We start from the raw sequence: 24,251 nt of genomic DNA on the forward strand, positions 1-24,251 counted from the left end.
ATCAATTAGTAAAAATCCACACAAGTTGTTCTTCTATGCTCTTAATGATCTATTCCTTGCCTCGTCAGCAAAAAATTTAACGCAAAACTCTTACCAAAATCTTAACCCTTAATAGCCAAGATCTTCATCGTGTTTCGCGTCGGGATGCTGCGTATTCTATACATTTTGTAAATCAACGCAAGTCATAATTTTAAAAAAACTTTTAACAGGGTAATTTTTAATCAATATTGATCTTTTCTTCATATTCCTTGTTTGCTTTTCCATCAATTATACCTTTTTCATTTAATTGATTAAGTTGAGCATCTGATTTATAGCGCTTCAATATTTTAAAAGTATGTTCACCCAATTGCGGTGGTGCATTGCGATATTCAATTGGAGTCTCTGACAATTTAATAGGCGAGGCAATCATATTAAATGCCTGATTCTGTAAATGTGGAATATTTACGATCATCTGACGTGCCTGAATTTGTGGTTCATTTAACGCATCTTCAATCGAGTTAATCATGCCTACAGGAACTTTTTTAGCGTGAATCCTTTCTACCCAATAATTTGCAGCGTGCGCTAGGAAATGAGCACTCAATATCGCGATTAGTTTATTTCTATTTGCAACACGATCTTTATTGGTCAGATAATCTGAACGTTCTAACAAATCGGTTCGTTCAATAGCAATACACAAATCCCTAAATTGTTTATCATTACCACAAGCAATAATAAAATCTTTATCTTTAGCTTTGAATAACTGATATGGAACAATATTAGGATGTGCATTTCCCATTCGTACAGGGGATTTTCCTGTAGTCAGAAAGTTCATACCTTGATTAGCGAGTGCCGCAACTTGTACATCTAAAAGAGACAAATCAATATGTTGTCCTTTACCTGTAGTTAAACGTGACCATAATGCTGCCTGAATCGCAACTGTGGCATACAGGCCAGTTTGAATATCTGCAACCGCAACACCGACTTTTTGTGGTTCTTGATTCTCTTCACCAGTAATACTCATTAGCCCAGACATGCCTTGAATAACAAAATCATAACCAGGTTCTTCTGCACGCGGACCTGTTTGCCCAAACCCTGTAATTGAACAATAAATCAATTGGGGATTAATTTTATTTAGCGTTGCATAATCCAATCCATATTTTGCCAATGAACCTGCTTTATAATTTTCAATCAGCACATCTGCATCTTTGACCATTTCCTGAATCAGTTGTTGTCCTTCTTCAGAGGCAATATCAATAGCTACAGAATATTTATTACGATTAGCTGCTTGGTAGTAACCTGCTTCTTTAGTGAGTTGTCCCTGATTATTTAACATCCACGGTGGTCCCCACATACGAGTATCATCACCCACTTTGGGACGTTCCACTTTAATGACTTCTGCACCCAAGTCTGCCAGAATTTGACCACACCACGGTCCTGCTAAAACCCGACTCAGATCCAGTACAGTTAAACCGGTCAATGCGCCCATATTTGCTCCTCCAAAAGCTGACGTCCGAACGAAATGTCAGCCTTGTTTAATTCATGATTTTTGCGGATCGTACTGACGATCTTTAATAAATAAACCCGGCAATACACCTGCGATAAAATAGGCTGCACCCATTACAATAAATGCCATCGTAAAAGTGCCACCAGATGCCAAAAAGCCAATAGTTGCAGGTGCAATCGCAGCACCAACACGACCAATGTTATAAGCACCGCCAATAGCAGTTCCACGTACATCTGTTGAGAATGATTCCGCCATATAGGTTGCATTCACACCATATGGAATACCGTAAAGAAAACCGAAGGTGATCAATAAATAAAGAATATTGTCAGGCGTGTTAAAGAAAATAATCACAGGCAAGAAAATTGCGCTAGCAAGCGTACCAAAGACAAAAACGGCACGGCGATTAAATTTATCGGCTAAATATCCTGCTAAAATTTTGCCAAGAATCATGGCGGTATACGAACCAACCATATAACTCGTCAGCGATTTAAAGTTCATATGGACTTCAGTTTCAAGATAACTCGGCATCCAGTTGTTAATCCCGTAATAACCAAATTGCAAAAAGAATGCGGTGGTCATCCAAAGTAAAAACATTTTACGATGCTTAAAATTATTGAAAATTTGTTTATAAATACTGCTGCTTTTAGGTTTGACGTCCTGTTGCTCAGTTTTTTGTTTTTCTGGGTTTAAAGCTGCAATTTTTGTTAATTGCCATGATTTAGGTTCAGGAACAAAGCGCTGTAAAATGACATTAATAATTGCAGGAATCACCGTAATAAAAAACAGAATACGCCAGCCATGTTCAGGAATAATCGCTCCTGCTAAAAGCGTTGCGACAATATAACCCACAGTTTGCCCAGTCTGTAATGTTCCTAAAACAGTAGTACGGTATGAAGTCGGTACATATTCAGCCATCAAGGTATTACATGCCATATAAAGTGCACCAATTCCTAGAGCACCAATAAAACGAAGTGCCATAAACTGATCAAAGCTTTGGGTAAAGCCCAAAAGACACGTTGCAATTGAAAAGAATGTGACCGAATGGGCAATGGTTCTGACACGTCCAAACTTGTCACATGCCCACCCCCCTAAAATACCACCGATTCCCATACCTGCTAGCGATGCACTGCCTAATGCACCCGCCTGAAACGTCGACAAACCAAAATCTGCTTTTAAACTGGTCAAACTATAAGACAGCAACATAATATCGATCCCATCGACCACCATCGCAAAGTAGGCAAATAACAGCGCCCACTTCCATGTGTTGGGGGTGATTCGATCATAAGTTCCGATATTGGAAGCTAAACTACGGGGAAGATTTCCTGCAACCGTTTGAACATCATTGTTCATGTTATTTCACCTCATTTTTCCTAAATGAGTCTTGGTTTTTCATCGATTGATCATGTCCTGATCGCTTTGCTACTGATGTTGTATCTAGCCCAAGCAAAGTGTCACGTTCCCATGAAAAATTTCATGATGAATCCCTGACTGTTTGTTTGTATTATCTTTTTTTAGACAAAAATCCTTAAAGACACGCGCTAAGCGCATCTTTAATTAAGCTTGATTTGGATTTAAAAAATTTGAAGCGACTTAGTTGCCAAATGCTGCGATACCAGTTTGAGCACGTCCCAAAATTAAAGCGTGTACATCATGTGTTCCCTCATAAGTATTTACGACTTCAAGATTAACCAAATGACGCGCAACGCCGAATTCATCACTAATGCCATTGCCGCCCATCATGTCACGAGCTAAACGTGCAATATCCAATGCTTTACCGCAATTATTACGTTTGATTAACGAGGTGCCTTCGACCGCAGCAATCCCTTCATCTTTCATACGACCAAACCGTAATGCCACCTGTAAACCAAGAGCAATTTCAGTTTGCATATCTGCCAGTTTTTTCTGAATAAGTTGGTTTGCAGCCAATGGACGCCCAAACTGTTTACGATCCAAGGTGTATTGACGTGCTGTATGCCAGCAAAATTCAGCTGCACCCATTGCGCCCCATGCGATCCCATAACGTGCACTATTCAAGCAGGTAAATGGCCCCTTTAAACCACGAACTTCGGGAAATGCATTTTCTTCTGGAACAAATACATTATCCATGACAATTTCACCAGTAATTGAAGCACGTAAACCAACCTTACCGTGAATTGCTGGAGCAGAAAGTCCTTCCCAACCTTTTTCTAAAATAAAACCGCGGATTTCACCCACATTGCCTTCAGCAGAAACTTCTTTTGCCCAGACCACAAACACATCCGCAATTGGGCTGTTAGTAATCCACATTTTGGCGCCCGTTAAACGATAACCACCTTCTACTTTTTTGGCACGTGTAATCATGCTTCCCGGATCAGAACCATGATCAGGTTCAGTCAATCCGAAACAGCCAATGTATTCACCCGCGGCAAGTTTTGGTAAATATTTTTGCTTTTGTTCTTCTGTACCAAATTCATTAATTGGTACCATCACTAAAGAACTTTGCACACTTGCCATTGAACGATAACCCGAATCGACACGTTCTATTTCTCGTGCGATCAGACCATAGCTGACATAATTTAAACCTGAGCCACCATATTGTTCTGGAATAGTGGGTCCAAGCAGCCCCAACTCACCCATTTCGCGAAAAATAGCAGGATCAGTGGTTTCATGACGAAATTGTTCTAACACACGTGTCATCAATTTATCCTGACAATATGCGTGTGCAGAATCACGAATCATGCGCTCTTCTTCAGTTAACTGTTGTTCGAGTAAGAATGGATCTTCCCAATTGAAGTGAACACGTGCAGATTTTTTAGCTGTATCGACCATTTGATTCATCGCTTCCCTAGCCTGTTTGTTTGTCATTGACCTGATGCTACGATGTCATGCTCAAAGCAGCAAACGATAAATTTGCATACAGTCATTCCATTTACGCATATCTTATGCTTGTTTTAGATCAGAGTTTGATCTAGATTCTAGGAAATAAGCTACTCTGATCATAAATATGATATAGAGCATTTAAAAATTATATGTGATTTCCAAATATCTTGATTTCACAACTGCAACAAGGAAGTATGATATGCGGCGCATGATTCCATCTTTACAAGCATTGATTTGTTTTGAATCAGCTGCCAAGCACAAAAGTTATACCTATGCTGCTCAGGAACTTTCCATTACTCAAAGTGCAGTGTCTCGACAAATCCAACAATTGGAAGAATTTTTAAATATTGAGTTGTTTAATCGCACCCGTCACGGTGTTGAATTGACACAGGCGGGTGAGCAATATTTTAAGAGTATCAAACCGTATTTGCTTGGAATCGAACAAAGTACATTGGATTTAATGTCACATAAAGGCTTGGGTGGAACGTTAAAACTCGGTGTAGTCCCCACTTTTGCCACACGCTGGTTATTGCCCCGTTTATATCGTTTTAATGAAATTTATCCTGAAATTACGATCCATCTTGAAACTAGTACTAAACCTTTTTTATTTAGTGATCATATTTTTGATGCGGCTATTTATGCGGGGACACCTTCTCAAATTGAAAACTGGCCAGGTGCAAAAATTCAATTTCTGATGCAGGAAGAAGTTGTACCGGTTTGCTCTTTAGCCCTGATTCAAAAACATTTTTCTGACATTCATATTGATCACAAACAACCCATTGATTTATCGCCTGAACAAATTAGTCAATTACCATTATTACAACAAACCACACGACCTTATATCTGGAAAGAATGGTTTACTGCTGCAGAATATGATTACCCGTATGCTATGGAAGGTCAGCGTCATGAGCTTTTTTCCATGCTGGCGGTAGCAGCGACCCATCATTTAGGTGTAGCTTTAATTCCACAAATGTTACTTGAAAAAGAATTGGGCAATGGTGATCTGGTTATTGCATCCTCATTAAAATTGGTCGGAGCGCGCTCTTACTATTTCGTTTATTCAGAGCAACACAACAATACACTAATTCTAAAGTTTACCGAATGGTTGGAAAAAGAAGTGACCACTTATCAGTCCAAAACTTCTCAGCAATCAAACCAAGATTAATCAGGACTAAACCCCACATAGCGTGATAAATTTTGAACGCCCAAATCAGTTTGAATGATGGTTAACTCAGGATATGCTGTCTGACGAATTGCTGCAAAAATATTCATATCTGGATCTTCATGTAACTCATCTACAGTTTGTTGCATGTGAACTTCAAATCGATCTGCAATAAACTCAAATCCCAGATCCATAGCAATAAATAAAATATGCTCACAAGGCTGAACGTATTGCTCCTGCGCCCAGTCAACCACTGCATACTGGCAAATTGGACAGCAAATATTGGTAGAAGCATCAGACTGCTGAATAAGATGGTAAGACATATGCTTTACTCAAAAATTTAGCTCAATAGTGTAAAAGAAATATTTGCTTGCATCTAATTTTTTTAAAATCGACCTTGGGTGAATTGCTATTCATTTCAACTCATGCTTATTATTCTATAAAGAAAAAAACGTGCTCAATTGTGTGAATTCTGAATTAATGACATTTTTGAAATGGAGATTTCATGTCAACACTAGAAAAAGCCATTGCACTGGCAACAAAAAAACATGCGGGACAACTTGATAAAGCGGGGCAACCTTATATTTTACATCCTCTACGATTGATGCTAAATGTTGAAGGTATGGATCAAAAAATGGTCGCAGTAATGCATGATTTATTGGAAGATACAGACACCACGATTGTGGATTTAATTACTTTGGGGTTTAGCCAGAATATAATCGATGCGGTAGTCGCATTGACGAAGAAAGAAGGTGAAAGCCGTTTAGATGCAGCCAAAAGAATCGTGAAAAATTCACTGGCTAGAACCATCAAGCTGGCAGATCTTGCAGATAATATGGATCTAAGTCGAATCCAATCGCCAACTCAACGCGATTTTTTGCGGCTAGAAGAATATAAAAAAGTAAAAGAGTTTCTACTTAACCCTCCCGCAGCTTTAGCATAATTTGACTTATTTACTCAGGTTTAACATAACACTCTAAAATTATTGGGTATAATGTGCAGCAATCCTTATAACATTAAATTTTCTGCCGAACGGAAACCCATTATGCTCACTGATTTAGACGATTTTTATTGTTTTGCTTTAGTCGTTGAACATGGTGGATTTAGTGCGGCCGAACGTGCCACTGACATTCCAAAATCCAAACTCAGTCGTCGTGTCTATAACCTCGAAGAACGCCTTGGTGTACGTCTAATTCAGCGCAGTTCTCGCCATTTTGCAGTGACTGAAATCGGTATGAATGTGTATCGACATGCTCAAGTCATGATGAATGCTGCACAAGCTGCGCATGATCTAGTCGATCACTTGAGTGTTAAACCTCGTGGTGTAATCAAAGTAACCGTCCCAGTTGATATTGCACAAAATCAGATGTCACAAATTTTGCCTGATTTTTTGAAATTGTATCCTGAAATTCGTGTACAGCTTATTATTAGTAATCGACGTTTTGATGTGATTAATGAAGGGATCGATCTTGCCTTACGCGTACGCTCCAATCTAGATGATGACCCGAGTCTGGTAATCCGCCAGTTTAGCACCATTGAACAACATATTTTTGCCAGTCAGGCGTATTTAAACGAATACGGCTCAATCAAAAAGCCTGAAGATCTTGCTGAACACCGCATTTTAAGTCTGGCCGATGATCATTTAGATCAGCAAATCATCTTACATAACATGCAAAATCAACAAGATAAAATTAAAGTCAATCCGGTGGTTATGGCCTCAAATCTCTTAATGCTAGCAAAACTAGCAAGCCAAAACTGTGGTGTGGCTTTACTTCCGGATACGATTGCCAATGAATATTTGCGCACGGGTGAATTGGTGCGAATTTTGCCTGACTGGAAAGCACCGCACGGTATTTTTCATGCAGTTTATCCATCACGTCGCGGTCAATTGCCTGCTGTTCGAGTGTTTATTGATTATTTAGTTGAACAATTAGGCACAAGATAACAATAAATACAGCTTATTTCTGTAGAAATAAGCTGTATACAAATATTTACTGAGCCACTGTTACAGCTAAAACTTCAATATCAGGATATGAGCCCGTGCCATTTGGCCACGGCGTAAGTAATTCATAACCTGTTTCAGTTACCGCGACCATATGCTCCCATTGTGCCGATAGCGATTTATCTTTGGTAATCACTGTCCAGCCATCACTTAACTCTTTAACTTGTGCATGCCCTGCATTGACCATTGGCTCAATCGTAAAGACCATTCCTTTTTGCAAAACCATACCCTGTCCTGGCTGACCGTAATGCAGAATATTGGGCTGTTCATGATAAATTTTTCCAATACCATGACCACAGTATTCACGTACAATACTATAGCCTTCAGCCTGAGCAACCGATTGGATCGCATATCCAATATCACCTAAGGTTGCCCCGGGCTTAACGACTTGAATACCCGCATGCATAGCTTTATAAGTAGTTTCAACGAGTTTTTTTGCGTCTGGACGAACATCACCCACCAAATACATACGACTCGTATCACCAAAATAGCCATCTTTAATAATAGCAACATCAATATTAATAATATCGCCATCTTGCAGAATTTTAGTCGGAGAAGGAATTCCATGACAAACCACTTCATTAACTGAAGTACAGGTGGTTTTAGTAAAACCGTGATAACCTATATTGGCTGGAATCACCTGCAATGTATTCACAATATAATCATTGCAAATATCATCCAGATATTCAGTACTAACACCCGGGTTAACATGTTCAGCAATCATCTCCAGAACCTGCGCAGCCAGACGACCAGAAATACGCAAATTTTCAATATCTTGTTCAGTTTTGATGGTAACTGTAGATGCTCGCATTGCAATCCCCTCTATGATTGTATGAATTATACTCCCTTTATCATCCGACTTGCATCGTATTAATGCTTATCATTTCTAATTAGAAAGTATCATCATAAAATTTAGATCATTTTTTAATCAAATGATTCTTATCTTTCCTCCTGTTCATAACAAAAATTTATAAGTAAAGCATTGAAGCCACTAAAATTTCAATTTTGTTTTCAAAAGTTTAATTTAACCATTTTTACCATTTATTCTAATTTCACTTTAATCCTCAACATTTCATTTGCTTAGATAATTGCACAAACATCCTATTTTTATACTAAAATTTGCATGTTTTTATTACTAACACCCATTTTATGACCAGTCTTCGCACTTCAGATATTATTGCACTCGGTTTTATGACCTTTGCTCTATTCATTGGGGCCGGTAATATTATTTTCCCACCGATTGTTGCTCAACAAGCAGGTGAACATGTATGGTTAGCCGCAGCTGGCTTTTTGATTACTGCTGTAGGTTTGCCTGTTATCACAATTATGGCGCTTTCACGTATGGAAGGCTCTATTGCCATGATTAGTTCGCCGCTTGGACGTGTCGCTAGTCTACTATTAACGATTGTATGCTATTTATCGGTTGGACCATTATTTGCCACCCCACGGACTGCCACCGTTTCTTATGAAATCGGCTTCTCCTCTTATTTTGGTACATCAAGTCACAGCTTACTTATTTATAGTATTGTTTATTTTGCGTTTGTTACTTTAGTTTCGCTTTATCCAAATAAACTATTGGATACTGTGGGTCGTTTTCTCGCTCCTTTAAAAATTGCTGCACTGGCAGTTTTAGGTATTGCTGCCTTTCTGATCCCTTCAGGTTATATCCCACCTGCGATTAATAACTATGTGGCTCATCCTGTTTCCGAAGGCTTTGTAAATGGTTATTTAACCATGGATACTTTGGGTGCATTGGTATTTGGTATCGTGATTATTCAAGCGATTTATTCGCGTGGAGTACGTGAACCACGATTAGTGACACGCTATGCGGTGATTGCCAGCGTTATTTCAGGCATTGGCTTAACCTTGGTTTATATTAGTCTGTTTAAACTTGGGCTAGGTAGTCATGAAGTTGCACCAAATGCAAGCAATGGCGCTGTCATTTTACATGCATATGTACAACACGCTTTTGGTGATTTGGGTTCCTTATTTTTAACTGTCTTAATCTTTATTGCCTGTATGGTGACTGCAATTGGCCTAACTTGTGCGTGTGCTGAGTATTTTGCACAGTTAACCAACCTACCATATAAATTGTTTGTGTTTGTTCTTGTTGGCTTTTCTTTATTAATTTCTAATTTGGGATTAACTAAACTCATCGCAATTTCAGTTCCTGTTTTAACTGCAATTTATCCCCCCGCTATCGTTGTGATTATGCTAAGTTTTTTCTGGAAATTCTGGCATGTACCCGCTCGCGTAGTGGCACCTGTTACAGCTATTGCATTTTTATTTGGCATTATTGAAGGGTTAAAAGTGGCTGGTTTTGAAGCATCTCTTCCTGATTTCGTTCAGAACTTACCATTAAATGCACAAAATTTGGCATGGCTTATTCCTTCTATTGCAGTACTTGTCATTTCTATTGTGATCGACAAAATCAAAAAACCTATCGTTTGATTATTTTGTTGTTAAATTAGACTCTCGTTTTACCCAAACTTGATTTTAAGCCCAATAAAAATGCCACTGTTTTTACCCAAAACAGGCATTTTTGTTTTAACTCCAATTTAAAACACGACATTTTGCAAAAACCTTCATTCACTCCTATCAACATTTTCGTATAAAAATACTGCATCAAATTTTTTCGAAGAAATTTCTAAACGAGCTATAGAAATAGACTTATTACTCAATATTTTTAATTAAATTTTAAGAAAAGCCTTTTAGGCTAAAAATCAACCTCAGGTAGTGTACTTTTCAAAATAGCTGGCATGATTCATGCTTTATTTAGCTTAAGTCGTATGTTTCTTTTTAAAGAATTTACATACGATGTAAAAGGCTTCCAAATAATTTCTCAATATATATAAATATTTTTGATAGGAATACCGATATTTCTTACAAAAATACAAATAACTATCATATTTTTTATATATAAGGTAAGTATTTTGGAAAATAATGTTATCACCCCTTGAAATACCATCAAATTCAAAGTACAACTGTAATATTAATTCCGACTAAAACAATTATGTTTAGTCAAACTTAAAAGGAGGGATGGAGATGTTATCATTACATTTCAATAAGCAAGTCTTCATTAACGCTCTGAAGACCTCAGATACAGTGATTTATGGAATAACCACTGTTGCCCTGATGTTGACGCTTGCATTTCAGGGAATGATAAAAGGCAATTTAAAGCCCGAATACTTTATGTATGCGCTAGTGGTGTCTGTTGCCTTTTCAGTCTGGGCCTTTGTCGATCACAAATTCCGCCAGCTCAGTCTCGAACGCGCTAAGGCAAAAATGGAGAAAATGGATGATTAATCATCCATTTTTTATGCCTTATTTTACGTTAGACCTTCAAATAAACTGAAGTATCACTCCAACTAGAAGAATAAATGTAGCGCCTACTTCCGCTACAATTAAAGCCAGCATAGCGAATGTCATCATCCAAGTCGGTAAACGATGTTGACCCAGCTTATGGGGTGTTTGAAACTGATTAGTTGTGTCTTTTAAAAAACCATGCAAAACATAAGCACCCACTGAAAAGCTAAAAAAAATTAAATTTAAAATGACACAGATTAAATTAATCGATTCTGGCCAGACAGAAAAATAAGCTAACACTGACAATATCAAACTTGCCGGGGCATACAAAAGACTACTGCGGTGCGCTATATCAACATAATAATGTGCGCGTGACTGCGGAGACTGACGAATTTGATAGTACTTCCAAACGCCTGTAAGCATGCCAATCCAAAGAAAAATTCCACTAAAAATAATTCCCAGCTTTACAGCAAAACTCAAAAAAATCATGAGATTCCATCTCTATATTTATTTTTGGAAGCCCGTTATATAGCACATTTTGACTTTTAAGTCATAAAATTATCGGGTTTCTTTTTGGAACTCATATAAAGTAAAAATATAATTTTTTTGCTTTATGACACTCTATGGAAAATATTGAAAAGTTATGGATAAGTTGTAAAGATGGCTATCAACTTGCTGCCCAGCTCTACACTCCTTCTCAAATCAGTAAAACCTACCCTATTTTGATTTGTCCTGCTACAGGAATTACCCAGTCGTTTTATCATGCTTTTGCAAGTTGGTTGTGTCAACAAGGCTATGTTGTCATGATTTTCGATTTTCGTGGAATTGGGCAATCATTACATGGCCGTCTAAGTCAATCTTCTGCCAGTATTGTGGATTGGGGAACATTAGATATTCCTGCCGCAATCACAACGTTGTTAAGTCGAACACATGCAGAGAAAGTGATATTGCTTGGTCATAGTGCAGGTGGTCAACTTTTAGGGATCAACCCTCTTTACCATCAAGTTCATCGAGTGATTGCTGTTGCGGGTTCAACTGGCCATATAAAAGGCTTGAAAGGAAAAACTAAACTTCTTGCTCCCGTGATGTTTAATTTAGTATTTCCTGCATCAAGTCTCATCAAAGGATACGGAGCGACACAATTTATCGGCATGGGTGAAAATTTACCTAAACTAGTAGCCAAACAATGGCGTCAATTTTGTAGTCAATCTGGATATATTAAAAATGCTATAGGAAAAACTGTGCATCACGATTTCCATACTCAAATTGTATGCCCAGTGACTTCCATCTGGGCAACAGATGATGAAATTGCCACAGAAATAAATGTCAAAGATTTACTACGTCTTTATCCAAATGCACCTACAAAAATGATTGAACTAAATCCAAAGTCATTTGGATTTAAATCGATTGGCCACATGCTCATGTTTAAAAAATCTCATCAAACTTTATGGCCGTTAATTCAACAACAAATTGAGTCTTGATGTTTAGCATCTAAAAAGATCGAGAGTATTTTATCTATTAGGAGTACTCTCGATTTTTTAACGTAAATCGCGATCTTTAAAGTATCGAAAGTAATACTTAAATATCCCATATTGTCAGTGTAAGTTTAGCTCCCTCACTAAAATTCGTTCTTTGTCATGATGTTAAACATTAATTTTAAGTCGCGTCTGGAGTTTTTAGATTTCATTTGTTATCTTGATTACGTTACAAATTCATAATTTATGATTCTCATGAATAAAACCCTATCTGAACCACCTCATAAACACGGTGGAAAACGCAACAATGCAGGTCGAAAAGCACAGTATCAGGAAAAAACCGTAGTCATGCGTGTGCCTGTATCACGAGTAGATGCCATCAAATCATGGCTACAACCTCGGCCTCAAAATGATATTGAATCAATTCATAATATAAAAAAACTTGTAACAACAAGCTCTATTCACATTCCTTTCCCGCTGGAATCTATTGCCGCAGGATTTCCCTCACCTGCTCAGGATGATATTGAGCAAGAACTTGATCTTAATCAATATCTGGTGAAAAACCCAATATCCACATTTATGTTAAAAGTCAATTCACTGTCGATGCGTGATGCAGGAATAGACATAGGAGATAAAATTATTATTGATAAAGGATTGGAAGCCATGCATGGCGATATCGTGGTTGCATTACTTAATAATGAATTTACGGTAAAACGCTATATGTGTCCAAACAACACGCCTTATGATTTTTGGCTAAAAGCTGAAAACCCTGAATTTCCAGATATTTATCCCCATGAAAATGATAGCCTACAAATCTGGGGTGTCGTGACTTGTATTCTTAAAAAGCTGCGGTGAAATATGGCTCAATTTCATCAGGAATATTATGCGCTTATCGATATCAACAATTGTTATGTCAGTTGTGAGCGATTATTTCAACCCAAACTCAGTGATCAACCCGTTGTAGTTTTATCTAATAACGATGGCTGCGTAGTTTCGCGCAGCAATGAGGCAAAAGCGCTGGGTATTAAAATGGCAGTACCATGGCATCAGATTAAAGATCATCCTCTCTATCAAGGCGTACAGGTGTTTTCTAGTAACTATACTTTATATGCTGAAATGTCACGCCGTTTTTTCCTTATTATTCAACAATTCTTTTATGCAGATGATACAGAAGCTTATTCTATCGATGAATGTTTTATCCATCTTACCGCCTACTCTACTATATTTGATTTAGAAGAGTATTGTCATCAACTGGTAAAAACGCTAAAACAATGGCTAGGATTACCCTGCTCTATTGGCATCGGCCATAGTAAAACTCAGGCAAAACTAGCCAATCATTTCGCAAAAAAAATTGAGAGTTTTAACGATGTTTGCCATCTAGATAAACTAGATCCACTTATTTTAGAAGACTTAATGATCAACACACCTGCCAAAGAAGTCTGGGGCATTGGTCATCAAATCAGTAAAAGATTACAAAGCTATAATATTTATAATTCGTATGACTTAACTTTTGCCAATGAGCACTATCTTGGGAAAGAGTTTTCTGTGATTATTGCGCGTACAATCCGTGAGCTAAAAGGCCAATCCTGTATCTCACTGGATGACCCTCAAATTCCAAGCAAACGTATTTTGGCATCTCGAAGCTTTTCACAAAACCTAAATGATTTATCCCAACTAAAACAGGCTTTAATTTTTCATTTAAACCGAGCGCATCGCCGTTTGGTTAAGCAACAACAGCTATGCAATTGTATTCAGGTTTTTCTATATGAAAAAATAGACACCAAACCCTATAAAAAAGCGTGTACTCATGCGATTGGCCTTGAATACGCTACAGATGACTTACTTATTTTAAGCAAGCTTTCTTTACAACAACTTGATGTTTTATTTGATAAAAATAAAAAATATATCAAAATCGGCGTTATGTTTTGCGGATTATATCCTCGGCAGCAACATATCGATGACCTTTGGCAGCCCCTACAACAAATTCATGAACGGCAAAATTTGATGCTCACCCTTAGTTCAATTAAAAAACGCTTTGGTAATGAAAGTCTGCAAGTGGGTTATCATTCCTGCCAGTCACAATGGAAAATGAAGCAACTTTATCGCTCTCCTTATTACCTGACTCGATGGAATGAAGTTCTATGTATTGACGATTCACATATGGCTATTACACAAAATAAATGAACTGTTTTAGTCAATTAGGTTTAGAATAATAGCCAACTAAAAAACCTTAAAATTTGTCATTTTTTAACATTGTCAATTTTCAGCAAAGTTTGCAATATAGGTGCTGAGTTTTGGCAAACGCTTTCTGCTTCAATTAAAACAAATTATAAAAAACATGTAGAAAATTATGCCATAATAAGCAAACTTTGCAGACATCTTGCAAAGATTATTTGCATTTATGAATTGGAGCAAACAGAATGAGTTCAACCATTTTGGTGATTCATGGACCGAATTTGAACCTGTTAGGAAAACGTGAACCAGAAGTTTATGGGGATCTTACTCTTAATGATATCAATCAACAATTGATTGCCCAAGCTCAAAACTCCAATATTCAGTTAGAAACATTTCAGAGCAATTGGGAAGGTGCCATCGTTGATCGCATTCATCAAGCCCAGTTAGAAGACATTAAATTTATCATTATTAACCCTGCCGCGCTAACTCACACTTCAGTTGCTCTACGCGACGCCTTGCTTGGCGTTGCTATTCCTTTTATTGAAGTTCATTTATCTAATGTACATGCGCGCGAAGCATTTCGCCATCACTCATATTTATCCGATAAAGCCGTTGGCGTTATTTGTGGTTTGGGAGCAAAAGGATATTCCTATGCGCTCGACACTGCCATCGGAAAACTGCAATCTTTTCATTAATTCACCATGATTTAGGAATACTCACCTATGGATATTCGCAAAATTAAGAAACTCATCGACTTGATGATTGAATCTGACTTACAAGCGATTGAGGTTAAAGAAGGTGATCAATCCATCTCACTTACTCGTCCAACCCCTGTTTACACTACTGCACCTATAGCAGCACCTGTTGCTGCTCCTTCAGCAGCACCAGCAGCTAAAACACCACGTGGTGCGGTTGAAACTTCACCAATGGTGGGTGTGTTCTATGCTGCACCAAGTCCAGGTGAAGCACCTTTTGTAAAAGTTGGTCAAACTGTTTCTGCGGGTGAAACCTTGGGTATTATTGAAGCCATGAAAATCATGAACCCAATTGAAGCAACCCAAAGTGGTGTTGTTGAAGAAATCTTAGTGAAAAACGGTGAAGTGATTCAGTTCGGTCAACCATTATTCCGTTACCGCGCATAATCCACGGGGGCTTGTATGTTGCAAAAAGTATTAATTGCAAACCGTGGTGAAATCGCATTACGAATTACCCGTGCTTGCAAAACATTGGGCATTAAAACCGTTGGTATCTATTCAGATGCTGACAAAGATTTAATGCATTTACGTTTCGTGGATGAAGCTGTATGTATTGGCCCGGGTGCAAGTAGTGATAGCTATTTAAATATCCCAGCAATTATTACAGCAGCAGAAATTACAGGTGCGGATGCTATCCATCCCGGTTATGGTTTTCTTTCAGAAAATGCTGAATTTGCTGAGATTGTAGAAACTTCGGGTTTTACCTTTATTGGTCCTCGCCCTGAGCATATTCGCTTGATGGGTAATAAGGTTTCTGCCATTGTTTCTATGAAAAAGGCAGGTGTTCCAACTGTTCCTGGTTGTGACCATGCTGTGACTATTCATAATGCCTTAGCTGAAGCCAAAGAAATTGGCTTTCCATTGATCGTAAAAGCGGCTGCAGGTGGCGGTGGTCGTGGTATGCGCATTGTCGAACGTGTGGATACCCTGCTCGAATCAGTTCAGGCGGCACAACGTGACGCGGAAATGTGGTTTGGTGACGATACCGTATATATGGAGCGTTTCCTGCAAAAGCCACGTCACGTTGAAGTACAAGTACTTGGTGATGGTAATGGTCATGCGATTCATTTATATGATCGCGACTGTTCACTACAACGCCGTCATCAAAAAGTTCTGGAAGAAGCACCTGCGCCTAACTTACCCGAACAGGCACGTGCTGATATTCTGGAAGCTTGTGTGAATGCATGTAAGCTTATGCAATATCGTGGCGCTGGAACATTTGAGTTTTTGTTTGAAGATGGTGAGTTCTTCTTTATCGAAATGAATACCCGTGTTCAAGTTGAACATCCTGTAACTGAAATGGTTACTGGCATTGATATTATTGAACAGCAACTGCGTATCGCAGCGGGATTAGGCCTTGACATTGAACAATCAGATGTCGAAGTTCGTGGCCATGCCATTGAATGTCGTATCAATGCAGAAGATCCAACCAACTTCTTACCCTCTCCTGGCAAAATTGAACATTTTTATGCACCAGGTGGGGCTGGAATTCGCCTAGATTCTCATATCTATCCAGGTTATAGCATTCCGCCTTATTATGACTCAATGATTGCAAAATTGATTGCTCACGGCAAAGATCGTGAAACATCATTGGCTCGTATGCGTCAAGCGCTGGATGAAATTATCTTAACGGGTGTAAAAACCAATATTCCTTTGCACAAAGATTTAATTTTGCAGGATAAAAAATTCTGCGCACAAGCGATGGATATTCACTATCTTGAAAAACATTTGCTAAAACAACTAGAAGCACAGGTTGAAAAAGCATAATAAAAAAAACCTCTTATTTTGATAAGAGGTTTTTTTTATTCTATGTGACTATTTTCCCTAACGAAAATAGTCACATATTTAATTATACGGAATTAAGGCAAAACACGTTGCAAAGTTGCAAAGCATTGTTGGCCATTTTCACCTGCACAGAAGTTAATGGTGTTAGGTGATTTCCACTGTACGAAATATTGTGATACCTCACCCGACTGATCTTCCTGACGACCCGAGCAATCCACTTCGTTATTGTCATATTTGATCTGCATAATTAATGCGGGCAATTTTTCTTTCATATCCTGAGACGGCTGATAATCATAAACACCATATGACCACTCTTTACCACTCTTTACCACAACTTCATTGGCATTACGAAAATTATAATACTCCACACACTTCTTATTGGTGGGAATTTCCATTCCCCATAATCCCATAATTTCTGGGCGGGTTTCAATTTGAATCGTATTGGCACTTAAATCCATCGCTTGAGCTTTTGCTTCCGCTTCATCCTGCTTTGCTTCATCTGCCATAGCAAATGAACAGCAAAGACTTAATAAACCAACAATATAAATATTTTTCATAGATTTATTGATAACTAAACGCATGAACTTAACTTACCATACTTTTTTAAAATTACCTTCGATCATAACGATATAAAAACAATATTTTTATCCAGATCGGTTACGTCTCAAATTGAAACATTCTTATTCCCCTTGAATAAGTTATTTAATTGATTTAAAAACTAATTCAAGAAAATAAAAGACGAGTAAAAAGGGACATATGAAACTCAATGAATATCTCAATTATGATGGCTTAGGATTGGCAAAACTGGTACATGAAAAAGAAGTTCAACCCATTGAATTGCTCGAACTTGCCTTAAATCGTTCAAATCAAGTCAACTCTAGACTCAACGCGATTATTATTCCAATGCATGAATATGCACAAATAAAAGCAAAACAAACTCTGACTGGCCCATTTGCAGGTGTACCCTTTTTAGTAAAAGATTTATTTCAGGAATATGCAGGTATTCCCACTTCGTATGGGTGTAAAGCACTTAAAAAACGTCACTACATTCCGGATACGAATGCCGAAATTGTAAATCGCTGGGAAAAAACAGGCATCATGACTTTTGGTCGCACCAATACGCCCGAGTTTGGTATCAAGGGAGTTACAGAGCCTGAGGCTTGGGGCAGCTGCTCAAATCCATGGAATCTTCAACATAATAGCGGTGGCTCTTCGGGAGGTTCAGCCTCTGCGGTTGCAGCAGGCATTGTACCGGTTGCTGGTGCTGGAGATGGTGGTGGTTCAATTCGGATTCCTGCTTCTTATTGTGGGTTATTTGGTTTAAAGCCTAGCCGTGGACGTACCCCTTGGGGCCCACAGATGAGTGAAGCCATGCATGGTGCGGCTATTCAACATGTCCTGAGTAGGTCTGTACGTGACAGTGCAGCTATGCTTGATGCAACTCATGGTTTTGAACACAGTTCACTTTTTAAGATCGAAAAACCAGAACATCCTTTTTTAGATTATGTTTATAAACCGCCGAAACAATTAAAAATTGCATTTAACACCCAATCGCCTATTGGCACAAAAGTTTCTAAGGATGCCATAGCAGCGGTGAAACATACTGCCCAATTTCTAGAATCGCTAGGACATATTGTAGTTGAGGATGCCCCTAAGATTGATGGAATGGCAGTCGCTAAAGATTTTATTACCACATGGTTTAGTCAATTTTCCTACATGTTGCACCAAATCAAACAGATGTCTGGGGCGCTACATGATGAATTTGAACTCGACTCACTTGCTCTTGCTGCCTTTGGTGCTCAAACAACAGCACATGAATATATTCACAATTTGAATAATTGGGGGATTTACGTGACGCAAATGAATCAGTTTTTTGATCATTATGATTTATATCTAACGCCTGCTACAGCTTCCGTTGCCCCTAAGAATGGAGAAGTCAGCACTCCCGTTTGGCAAAAACCAATTCTAAAAAGTTTACTAAAAATAGGAAAAGCACACTATCTAGCAAGAGGTAAACTCGTAGAACAAATCATTCGTGAAAATTTGAAATGGGTACCCTTCACGCAGCTAGCCAATATTACAGGTTTACCTGCCATGTCAGTTCCACTTTATTGGAATAAAGATAACCTGCCACTGGGCTCCCAGTTTATTGCGCCTTTTGCTCGTGAAGATTTACTTCTACAACTTGCGGGACAGTTAGAAATAGTTCAGCCGTGGTCAAACAGATACCAGAATATAGTGGTTTAATTTCTTAGGTTGACAGGTTGTTCACACTGGTTGGGCAACCATTTCACCCCCAGTAAACCAAACAATACAACGCCCGATGCAAATATAAAAATTACGGATCCATTGTATATCGTCCAATAATGACCCGCCAATATACTTCCAAAAGCTACTCCAAGCCCCCACATGGTACTATATAATGCTTGGCCGCGACCCTGTTGTCCTGCTGTAAAATTCTGAAAAATCATCCTCATTGCAATAAGATGAAATAATCCAAAACTAAAAGCATGCATACTCTGGGCTGTAAATTGTGCTACAAAACTGCTGGCAAATACTCCTGCAATCATCCAGCGGATACTGGTCATTATTAAACATAAGCTGACTAATTTTTTTAATGAATAACGCGATAAAAACAAATGTGCATAGGCAAACATTATTATTTCAGCAATTACCCCAACCGCCCATAAAAAACCAATTTCTGTTGTGGAAAAATGCGATTCTTTTAAATAATTGCTATAAAAACTATAAAATGGTGCATGTGAAAACAACAAAACAAATTCAATTATAAAAAAAGCCAGAACCGCTGGTCGTTTTAAAATCGGCATTAAAGGTTCAAGTTTTGTCTGTACACGAGGAGCTGAGTCGGGTTCCTGAATCGTAAACGACCAGATAAATGCTAAAAATGCGACACATAGAAGAATCACTGGAAGCGTAACAATAGGAATAATTTCCAATAAAGCGCCAATTCCAGTCACACCAACAATAAATCCAACAGATCCCCACTTACGAATTTTTCCATAGAGTTTTGCTCGCTGATCTTCGAGCCAAAACAAAGTGACTCCTTCAAACTGCGCTAAGATCGCATTCTGAAAGAAACTAAAAATTAGCATTAATAAGGCAATCGACTGAAACGTATTTGGAATCATGAAAATCGCAAACCAAACACAAGACTCCATCCATGTCGCAATGCGCACCAGCCTCATGCGCTTACCTGATTTATCGGCAATCCAACCCCAGATAAAAGGGGCAAAAAAACGTGTAATGATGGCGATGGAGGATAATAAACCAATTTCCTCATAATTAAATTTTTGATCTTCTAGATACAAACTCCAATAAGGCATGAATGTTCCAACAATTGCATAGTAACAGAAGTAGAAACCACCAAGTTTGGTCGTGATTGGAAGGCGTAGCACTAAGTTAATCCTCTGGAACTTCATGACATAAAAAAACCGCCGAAGCGGTTTTTTAACTTATTTGATTTTAGCTTTGGATTTTAAGTATTGCGTATAATCATCTAATTCTTGCTGCCCACGGAACTGCTGATAAAGCTTACTTAATTCATTCAACTGTTCTGGAGTCAAAGCATTTGCAGTAGTCGAGTTTACATTTGAAACACCGACCACAACTAACTCATCTGGAAGTTTTGCTGTTGTTACAGACCAGAAACCTTCTTTTGGAGCTGAAACACTAAATGCTGCACGTTCTATTTCACGCTTTAAACCCTGTGAACGTGTAAACGTACCAGCATCTTCAAACTTAATACCACTTGCTGCCACCACTTGCGCAGCGGGTTGATTTTTAAATGCCTCTAAAGATTGAGTAAGTTTAGCTTTAGCAGCCTGATATGCTTTATCTTCAATCAATTTAGCTTTTACATCGGCAGTGGCTTGTGCCAATGGCTTAACACCTGCAGCATAATAATTACGAACTTTCACCCAAACCGTATCGCCATTGGCAAGCTGGATATTGCTTGAAACATTGCGATCGCCATTTTTTACGTCGTCATTAAAAATACGTGTTTTAACATTCGGGTCACTTAATACAGGATGTCCCGCTGCCAATGTAACGCCTTTTGTAGACTCAACATGTGTTGATTTGACTTCCTGAGTGATTACCGTTAAATCATCGCTGCTTACCACCATCTCATTCAGATTATTTACTGCATCTGAATATGCATTTGCCGCTTTAGATTTTTGTACCTCAGCAGTTAAGCGTGCTTTTTCAGACTCAAATGAAGGAATAGTTGCTGCAACAGTATTTGCTTCAATAATATGATAGCCGTATTGAGTTTTAACAGGTTTGGAAATCTGACCATTACTCAAAGAGTTTACTGCTTGATCAAACTCAGCTGAAAAAACACCAGCTTGATAAGCTGTCAGCAAACCACCTTCATTTTTAGAGCTGGTATCATCTGAATATTGCTTAGCGGCATCAGCAAAAGATAAAGTGCCTGCATTAATTTTCGCATATACATCATTAGCAAGTTTTTGTGCATCAGCATCTGAACGTGCATCTGTCGTAATCAAAATATGTTTCACGTCACGCTTTGCATCTTTTTGCTGTTTTTCAACAAAAGCTTTATAAGCTTGCTGCAACTCTGCTTCTGTTACCGCAGCATTAGTTACCACTTGCACAGGTGATAAAACCACATAATCCACATCAACACTAGCCACCTGTTTGAAGCTATTTGGGTGCTTGTTATAATAATCAGTAATTTCCTGATTGCTAACTGTAATCCCTTTTTTATAGTCATCAAGTTTAATGCTTGCCAAATGCAAAGTACGCTGTTCGGTTTGCAAAGTAGCAATTTGGTTAATATCAGCTTTACTCACCAGTGCAGTATTATTGATGCTTGACGTCAGCATTTTAAGTGCATGATCCTGACGTAGACTGGTAATTAATGCCTGACTTGTCATTCCGACTGAACGCAAATAATTTTCATATAGTGTTTGAGAAAACTTGCCATTTTCCTGAAAACTAGGTTGTTGCGCCAACATTTTCTCAATTTGCCCATCACTCAGAGAAATTCCGAGCTTTTCAGCCTGCTGCAAAAGTACTGTACGAGCAACTAACGTATCTAATGCGGTTTGCTGTATAAAAGGTTGGTTCAATAAGGTTTCATCACCATGAACCATTGATAAGTACTGATCTTTATAAGTTTTTGTTAGGTTCTCAACGTCTTTTTTAGGAATATCCTGACCGTTTACATTTTTTGCAACATCTGCCTTATTATGACTACCAAAATACCCTTCAATACCTACAAGCGCTAAAGGCGTCAAAAACAAGACTAAAAGCACTTTGCCAAGCCAACCCTTAATGATTGTACGAAACGATTCCATAAGTATTCCACTATTTTATTTCGGAGAGATTTTAACTGAAAAACCTTGCGGAATGAATGAGTAATCTCTTGCTTTTGCACTTTTTAATAAAAAACGCGCCCAAAAAGGCGCGTTAATTTAACTAATGCAATTAAGCAACAGAATCTTTCAAACCTTTACCCGCTTTAAAGCTAGGTACTTTAGTTGCTTTGATCTGTAACTCTTCACCAGTTTTAGGATTACGTCCTGTACGAGCTGCACGGTCTTTAACACTGAAAGTGCCAAAACCCACTAAAGTAACAGTATCACCTGCTTTAAGGGCTTCTGTTACTGAAGCGATAGTCGCATCCAATGCTTTACCAGCATCAGTCTTAGACAATCCCCCTTTTTCTGCAATCGCATCAATTAATTCTGATTTATTCATGAAGATAACGTCCTCTTATTTCGTTTATTTAAAATCTAAGGCTGTAAGTTTAAAAGGCCATGACGCCTTTATAGCAATGCTTTAGGGCAAAAGGCAATACTGAATCAGACGTTTTATCAAAAATAAACGTGAATTTTTTGTAGAAAAACGCATAAATGCTATTTTTTTTATTTTTCACTCAATTTTGACTTTAAGTTTTCATTCTCTGCCAGTAACACATCCACCTTGCTATGAAGCTGTAATAATAGCTGTTCAATGTGTTGTAAATCCTTTGCCGTCACCAAACCAATTCGATTCAAAGAATGATTTATACTTTGATCAATCATACGCTCAACTTTATCTTTGGTATCCGTTACAGATTCTTTAGCTTTTTCTGTCACCTTATTTACTGTTGTATCCGCAACATCCAGTGTTTTTGATTCAAGTTCTTCGCCGACTTTGACTAATGAGTCAAATAATTTATTGCCTTCTTCTTCCGCACGTGAAAAAGCACCTAAACCAGCTAGCCAGATTTGTTTGGTGTACTTTCTAAAATCAAGTGCAGATTTACGGGAAGCTTTGGTTTTTCCTGTGGTTTTTTCAGATTCAAGTTCAGTACCTTGTTCAATGCTTTCCTTTTCCATTATTTCATTACTCCTGATCACTTTACCGTCATGTAGCTACATTTAATCATAAAATGTATTCATAATAGCAAACCAAAGACTTGATCCTTTTGCTAAAGTGTTCTACAAAGCAGTTTAATTACTTTATTTTTTATTTATTTTTATAACTTGAGATCGGATCTCGAAATTTTATAGCGTTAAGGACCATATTGGTATGAGCGAGTCGCAACAAAACAAAGAACAGTCTCATTTGTTGCTTAACATTTTGTTAATTGTACTTGAAACCGTTTTCTCTTTTATTTTAAAGAACGATGGAGTTATAAAACTTCAGGCTAAAACTTTTGTGGATAAAAAGGTTTTATTAAGAATCAATAGCTATATACCCTACTTCGATTTTTATGTGCAATTTACAGACAAAGGCGTATTGTTTGATTTGCAGGCGCCAGATCGCACTATTGATCTTGAAGTGAGTAGCACGCTGCTTGATCTAATTAAAATTTTTATCTTTGGTAATCGTCGCAGCATAAAAACCATGCGTATAGGGGGCGAAACTGAACTTAAAGAGCAGTTTAAAGATTTACTCTTATACTTTAGCTTACCCAAACTTTTTGCAGACTGGAAACAATGGCTGCATCAACCTGATGAGCCAAATCAGGCGATTGCTTCCAAAAAAAGAATTGCGCCATTACTTGAGAAAATTGATACACAGCGCTCCCAAATTAATGGTTTGCATGTCGAACTTAAACAATATAAAAATCGTATTAGCCGTTTGCAGCAACGACAACGTTCTATCAATATTGGCTTTAGTATAATAACAGTCGTTTTAGCTGCTTTATTAGTGTATAATTTATGGGCAGGATAATTAAGAAATAACCCCTGTCCAATAAATCAATTGAATAACT

24 protein-coding genes are annotated in these 24,251 nt (G+C 38.0%); 13 read left to right on the forward strand and 11 right to left on the reverse strand.

Annotation, left to right across the window (positions count from 1 at the left end; all coding sequences use genetic code 11):
• Window positions 1-217: 217 nt before the first annotated feature.
• The 3 genes from IAE19_RS02550 to IAE19_RS02560 form a co-directional block, all read right to left on the reverse strand.
• On the reverse strand, window positions 218-1,465 hold the full coding sequence (locus IAE19_RS02550; protein ID WP_200459380.1) for a CaiB/BaiF CoA transferase family protein: 1,248 nt from the start codon (window positions 1,463-1,465) through the stop codon (window positions 218-220).
• 51 nt (window positions 1,466-1,516) lie between these two features.
• A complete protein-coding gene (locus IAE19_RS02555; protein WP_200459381.1) occupies window positions 1,517-2,833 on the reverse strand; it encodes an MFS transporter in 1,317 nt (438 codons plus the stop codon).
• A gap of 240 nt (window positions 2,834-3,073) precedes the next feature.
• Window positions 3,074-4,300, reverse strand: a complete 1,227-nt coding sequence (locus IAE19_RS02560) for an acyl-CoA dehydrogenase (RefSeq protein WP_200459836.1) — start codon at window positions 4,298-4,300, stop codon at window positions 3,074-3,076.
• A 241-nt stretch (window positions 4,301-4,541) separates the two neighbouring features.
• Here IAE19_RS02560 and IAE19_RS02565 point away from each other — a divergent pair, with 241 nt between their 5' ends.
• A complete protein-coding gene (locus tag IAE19_RS02565; RefSeq protein WP_200459382.1) occupies window positions 4,542-5,507 on the forward strand; it encodes a LysR substrate-binding domain-containing protein in 966 nt (321 codons plus the stop codon).
• Here IAE19_RS02565 and IAE19_RS02570 read toward each other — a convergent pair.
• Complete coding sequence (locus IAE19_RS02570; RefSeq protein ID WP_200459383.1) at window positions 5,504-5,827, reverse strand: hypothetical protein; 324 nt, start codon at window positions 5,825-5,827, stop codon at window positions 5,504-5,506. The two genes, IAE19_RS02565 and IAE19_RS02570, sit on opposite strands and share 4 nt — an antisense overlap.
• A 182-nt stretch (window positions 5,828-6,009) precedes the next feature.
• Here IAE19_RS02570 and IAE19_RS02575 point away from each other — a divergent pair, with 182 nt between their 5' ends.
• Both IAE19_RS02575 and IAE19_RS02580 read left to right on the forward strand, forming a co-directional pair.
• Window positions 6,010-6,447, forward strand: coding sequence for a guanosine-3',5'-bis(diphosphate) 3'-pyrophosphohydrolase (locus IAE19_RS02575; protein ID WP_200459384.1), 438 nt, complete (start codon window positions 6,010-6,012; stop codon window positions 6,445-6,447).
• A gap of 102 nt (window positions 6,448-6,549) precedes the next feature.
• Complete coding sequence (locus tag IAE19_RS02580) at window positions 6,550-7,449, forward strand: LysR family transcriptional regulator (protein WP_200459385.1); 900 nt, start codon at window positions 6,550-6,552, stop codon at window positions 7,447-7,449.
• A 46-nt stretch (window positions 7,450-7,495) separates the two neighbouring features.
• Here IAE19_RS02580 and map read toward each other — a convergent pair whose 3' ends face one another.
• A complete protein-coding gene (gene map / locus IAE19_RS02585) occupies window positions 7,496-8,317 on the reverse strand; it encodes a type I methionyl aminopeptidase (protein ID WP_200459386.1) in 822 nt (273 codons plus the stop codon).
• 338 nt (window positions 8,318-8,655) lie between these two features.
• Between map and brnQ the strand changes: the two genes are divergently transcribed.
• Window positions 8,656-9,957: a branched-chain amino acid transport system II carrier protein gene (gene brnQ / locus IAE19_RS02590; RefSeq protein WP_200459387.1), complete on the forward strand. Its 1,302-nt coding sequence runs from the start codon at window positions 8,656-8,658 to the stop codon at window positions 9,955-9,957.
• Window positions 9,958-10,551: 594 nt separating this feature from the next.
• Window positions 10,552-10,812: a hypothetical protein gene (locus IAE19_RS02595; RefSeq protein WP_200459388.1), complete on the forward strand. Its 261-nt coding sequence runs from the start codon at window positions 10,552-10,554 to the stop codon at window positions 10,810-10,812.
• 36 nt (window positions 10,813-10,848) lie between these two features.
• Here the strand turns inward: IAE19_RS02595 and IAE19_RS02600 are convergent, their stop codons facing one another.
• Window positions 10,849-11,301: a hypothetical protein gene (locus tag IAE19_RS02600; RefSeq protein ID WP_200459389.1), complete on the reverse strand. Its 453-nt coding sequence runs from the start codon at window positions 11,299-11,301 to the stop codon at window positions 10,849-10,851.
• A gap of 134 nt (window positions 11,302-11,435) precedes the next feature.
• Here IAE19_RS02600 and IAE19_RS02605 point away from each other — a divergent pair, with 134 nt between their 5' ends.
• From IAE19_RS02605 to accC, 6 genes are all read left to right on the forward strand, one after another.
• Window positions 11,436-12,293, forward strand: a complete 858-nt coding sequence (locus tag IAE19_RS02605; RefSeq protein WP_200459390.1) for an alpha/beta fold hydrolase — start codon at window positions 11,436-11,438, stop codon at window positions 12,291-12,293.
• 249 nt (window positions 12,294-12,542) lie between these two features.
• The gene (locus tag IAE19_RS02610; protein ID WP_200459391.1) at window positions 12,543-13,142 is read left to right on the forward strand and encodes a LexA family protein; all 600 of its coding nucleotides are present in this window, start codon (window positions 12,543-12,545) and stop codon (window positions 13,140-13,142) included.
• A 3-nt stretch (window positions 13,143-13,145) separates the two neighbouring features.
• Complete coding sequence (locus IAE19_RS02615) at window positions 13,146-14,471, forward strand: Y-family DNA polymerase (protein WP_200459392.1); 1,326 nt, start codon at window positions 13,146-13,148, stop codon at window positions 14,469-14,471.
• A gap of 236 nt (window positions 14,472-14,707) precedes the next feature.
• On the forward strand, window positions 14,708-15,157 hold the full coding sequence (gene aroQ / locus IAE19_RS02620; protein ID WP_200459393.1) for a type II 3-dehydroquinate dehydratase: 450 nt from the start codon (window positions 14,708-14,710) through the stop codon (window positions 15,155-15,157).
• Window positions 15,158-15,184: 27 nt separating this feature from the next.
• On the forward strand, window positions 15,185-15,604 hold the full coding sequence (gene accB, locus IAE19_RS02625) for an acetyl-CoA carboxylase biotin carboxyl carrier protein (protein WP_200459394.1): 420 nt from the start codon (window positions 15,185-15,187) through the stop codon (window positions 15,602-15,604).
• 15 nt (window positions 15,605-15,619) lie between these two features.
• Window positions 15,620-16,984, forward strand: a complete 1,365-nt coding sequence (accC, locus tag IAE19_RS02630; RefSeq protein WP_200459395.1) for an acetyl-CoA carboxylase biotin carboxylase subunit — start codon at window positions 15,620-15,622, stop codon at window positions 16,982-16,984.
• Between the two features lie 92 nt (window positions 16,985-17,076).
• On the opposite strand, the gene IAE19_RS02635 is transcribed toward accC, so the two are convergent.
• The gene (locus tag IAE19_RS02635) at window positions 17,077-17,583 is read right to left on the reverse strand and encodes a hypothetical protein (protein WP_200459396.1); all 507 of its coding nucleotides are present in this window, start codon (window positions 17,581-17,583) and stop codon (window positions 17,077-17,079) included.
• A gap of 175 nt (window positions 17,584-17,758) precedes the next feature.
• Between IAE19_RS02635 and IAE19_RS02640 the strand changes: the two genes are divergently transcribed.
• A complete protein-coding gene (locus IAE19_RS02640; protein ID WP_200459397.1) occupies window positions 17,759-19,249 on the forward strand; it encodes an amidase in 1,491 nt (496 codons plus the stop codon).
• On the opposite strand, the gene IAE19_RS02645 is transcribed toward IAE19_RS02640, so the two are convergent.
• The 4 genes from IAE19_RS02645 to IAE19_RS02660 all read right to left on the reverse strand — a co-directional run bounded on the left by IAE19_RS02645 (window position 19,246) and on the right by IAE19_RS02660 (window position 23,370).
• A complete protein-coding gene (locus IAE19_RS02645; RefSeq protein WP_320159384.1) occupies window positions 19,246-20,418 on the reverse strand; it encodes an MFS transporter in 1,173 nt (390 codons plus the stop codon). The two genes, IAE19_RS02640 and IAE19_RS02645, sit on opposite strands and share 4 nt — an antisense overlap.
• Window positions 20,419-20,475: 57 nt before the next feature.
• Window positions 20,476-22,344, reverse strand: a complete 1,869-nt coding sequence (locus IAE19_RS02650; RefSeq protein ID WP_200459399.1) for a SurA N-terminal domain-containing protein — start codon at window positions 22,342-22,344, stop codon at window positions 20,476-20,478.
• 130 nt (window positions 22,345-22,474) lie between these two features.
• Window positions 22,475-22,747 carry an HU family DNA-binding protein gene (locus IAE19_RS02655; protein WP_120369226.1) on the reverse strand — a complete coding sequence of 91 codons (273 nt, stop codon included), beginning with the start codon at window positions 22,745-22,747 and terminating at the stop codon, window positions 22,475-22,477.
• A gap of 167 nt (window positions 22,748-22,914) precedes the next feature.
• Entirely contained in the window at window positions 22,915-23,370 is a 456-nt protein-coding gene (locus tag IAE19_RS02660; RefSeq protein ID WP_200459400.1) for a phasin family protein, read from the reverse strand.
• 193 nt (window positions 23,371-23,563) lie between these two features.
• On the opposite strand from IAE19_RS02660, the gene IAE19_RS02665 reads away from it, so the two are divergent.
• The gene (locus IAE19_RS02665) at window positions 23,564-24,211 is read left to right on the forward strand and encodes a hypothetical protein (RefSeq protein WP_200459401.1); all 648 of its coding nucleotides are present in this window, start codon (window positions 23,564-23,566) and stop codon (window positions 24,209-24,211) included.
• Window positions 24,212-24,251: the final 40 nt, after the last annotated feature.

The sequence above is a fragment of the Acinetobacter sp. S40 genome (assembly GCF_016624705.1).
GTDB lineage: Bacteria > Pseudomonadota > Gammaproteobacteria > Pseudomonadales > Moraxellaceae > Acinetobacter.

Excerpts from the sequence above, each read along its gene's own strand:
- IAE19_RS02550 (WP_200459380.1), bottom strand. The coding sequence starts at position 1,465 with ATGGGCGCATTGACCGGTTTAACTGTACTGGATCTGAGTCGGGTTTTA.
- IAE19_RS02555 (WP_200459381.1), bottom strand. The coding sequence starts at position 2,833 with ATGAACAATGATGTTCAAACGGTTGCAGGAAATCTTCCCCGTAGTTTA.
- IAE19_RS02560 (WP_200459836.1), bottom strand. The coding sequence starts at position 4,300 with ATGAATCAAATGGTCGATACAGCTAAAAAATCTGCACGTGTTCACTTC.
- IAE19_RS02565 (WP_200459382.1), top strand. The coding sequence starts at position 4,542 with ATGCGGCGCATGATTCCATCTTTACAAGCATTGATTTGTTTTGAATCA.
- IAE19_RS02570 (WP_200459383.1), bottom strand. The coding sequence starts at position 5,827 with ATGTCTTACCATCTTATTCAGCAGTCTGATGCTTCTACCAATATTTGC.
- IAE19_RS02575 (WP_200459384.1), top strand. The coding sequence starts at position 6,010 with ATGTCAACACTAGAAAAAGCCATTGCACTGGCAACAAAAAAACATGCG.
- IAE19_RS02580 (WP_200459385.1), top strand. The coding sequence starts at position 6,550 with ATGCTCACTGATTTAGACGATTTTTATTGTTTTGCTTTAGTCGTTGAA.
- map (WP_200459386.1), bottom strand. The coding sequence starts at position 8,317 with ATGCGAGCATCTACAGTTACCATCAAAACTGAACAAGATATTGAAAAT.
- brnQ (WP_200459387.1), top strand. The coding sequence starts at position 8,656 with ATGACCAGTCTTCGCACTTCAGATATTATTGCACTCGGTTTTATGACC.
- IAE19_RS02595 (WP_200459388.1), top strand. The coding sequence starts at position 10,552 with ATGTTATCATTACATTTCAATAAGCAAGTCTTCATTAACGCTCTGAAG.
- IAE19_RS02600 (WP_200459389.1), bottom strand. The coding sequence starts at position 11,301 with ATGATTTTTTTGAGTTTTGCTGTAAAGCTGGGAATTATTTTTAGTGGA.
- IAE19_RS02605 (WP_200459390.1), top strand. The coding sequence starts at position 11,436 with ATGGAAAATATTGAAAAGTTATGGATAAGTTGTAAAGATGGCTATCAA.
- IAE19_RS02610 (WP_200459391.1), top strand. The coding sequence starts at position 12,543 with ATGAATAAAACCCTATCTGAACCACCTCATAAACACGGTGGAAAACGC.
- IAE19_RS02615 (WP_200459392.1), top strand. The coding sequence starts at position 13,146 with ATGGCTCAATTTCATCAGGAATATTATGCGCTTATCGATATCAACAAT.
- aroQ (WP_200459393.1), top strand. The coding sequence starts at position 14,708 with ATGAGTTCAACCATTTTGGTGATTCATGGACCGAATTTGAACCTGTTA.
- accB (WP_200459394.1), top strand. The coding sequence starts at position 15,185 with ATGGATATTCGCAAAATTAAGAAACTCATCGACTTGATGATTGAATCT.
- accC (WP_200459395.1), top strand. The coding sequence starts at position 15,620 with ATGTTGCAAAAAGTATTAATTGCAAACCGTGGTGAAATCGCATTACGA.
- IAE19_RS02635 (WP_200459396.1), bottom strand. The coding sequence starts at position 17,583 with ATGCGTTTAGTTATCAATAAATCTATGAAAAATATTTATATTGTTGGT.
- IAE19_RS02640 (WP_200459397.1), top strand. The coding sequence starts at position 17,759 with ATGAAACTCAATGAATATCTCAATTATGATGGCTTAGGATTGGCAAAA.
- IAE19_RS02650 (WP_200459399.1), bottom strand. The coding sequence starts at position 22,344 with ATGGAATCGTTTCGTACAATCATTAAGGGTTGGCTTGGCAAAGTGCTT.
- IAE19_RS02655 (WP_120369226.1), bottom strand. The coding sequence starts at position 22,747 with ATGAATAAATCAGAATTAATTGATGCGATTGCAGAAAAAGGGGGATTG.
- IAE19_RS02660 (WP_200459400.1), bottom strand. The coding sequence starts at position 23,370 with ATGGAAAAGGAAAGCATTGAACAAGGTACTGAACTTGAATCTGAAAAA.
- IAE19_RS02665 (WP_200459401.1), top strand. The coding sequence starts at position 23,564 with ATGAGCGAGTCGCAACAAAACAAAGAACAGTCTCATTTGTTGCTTAAC.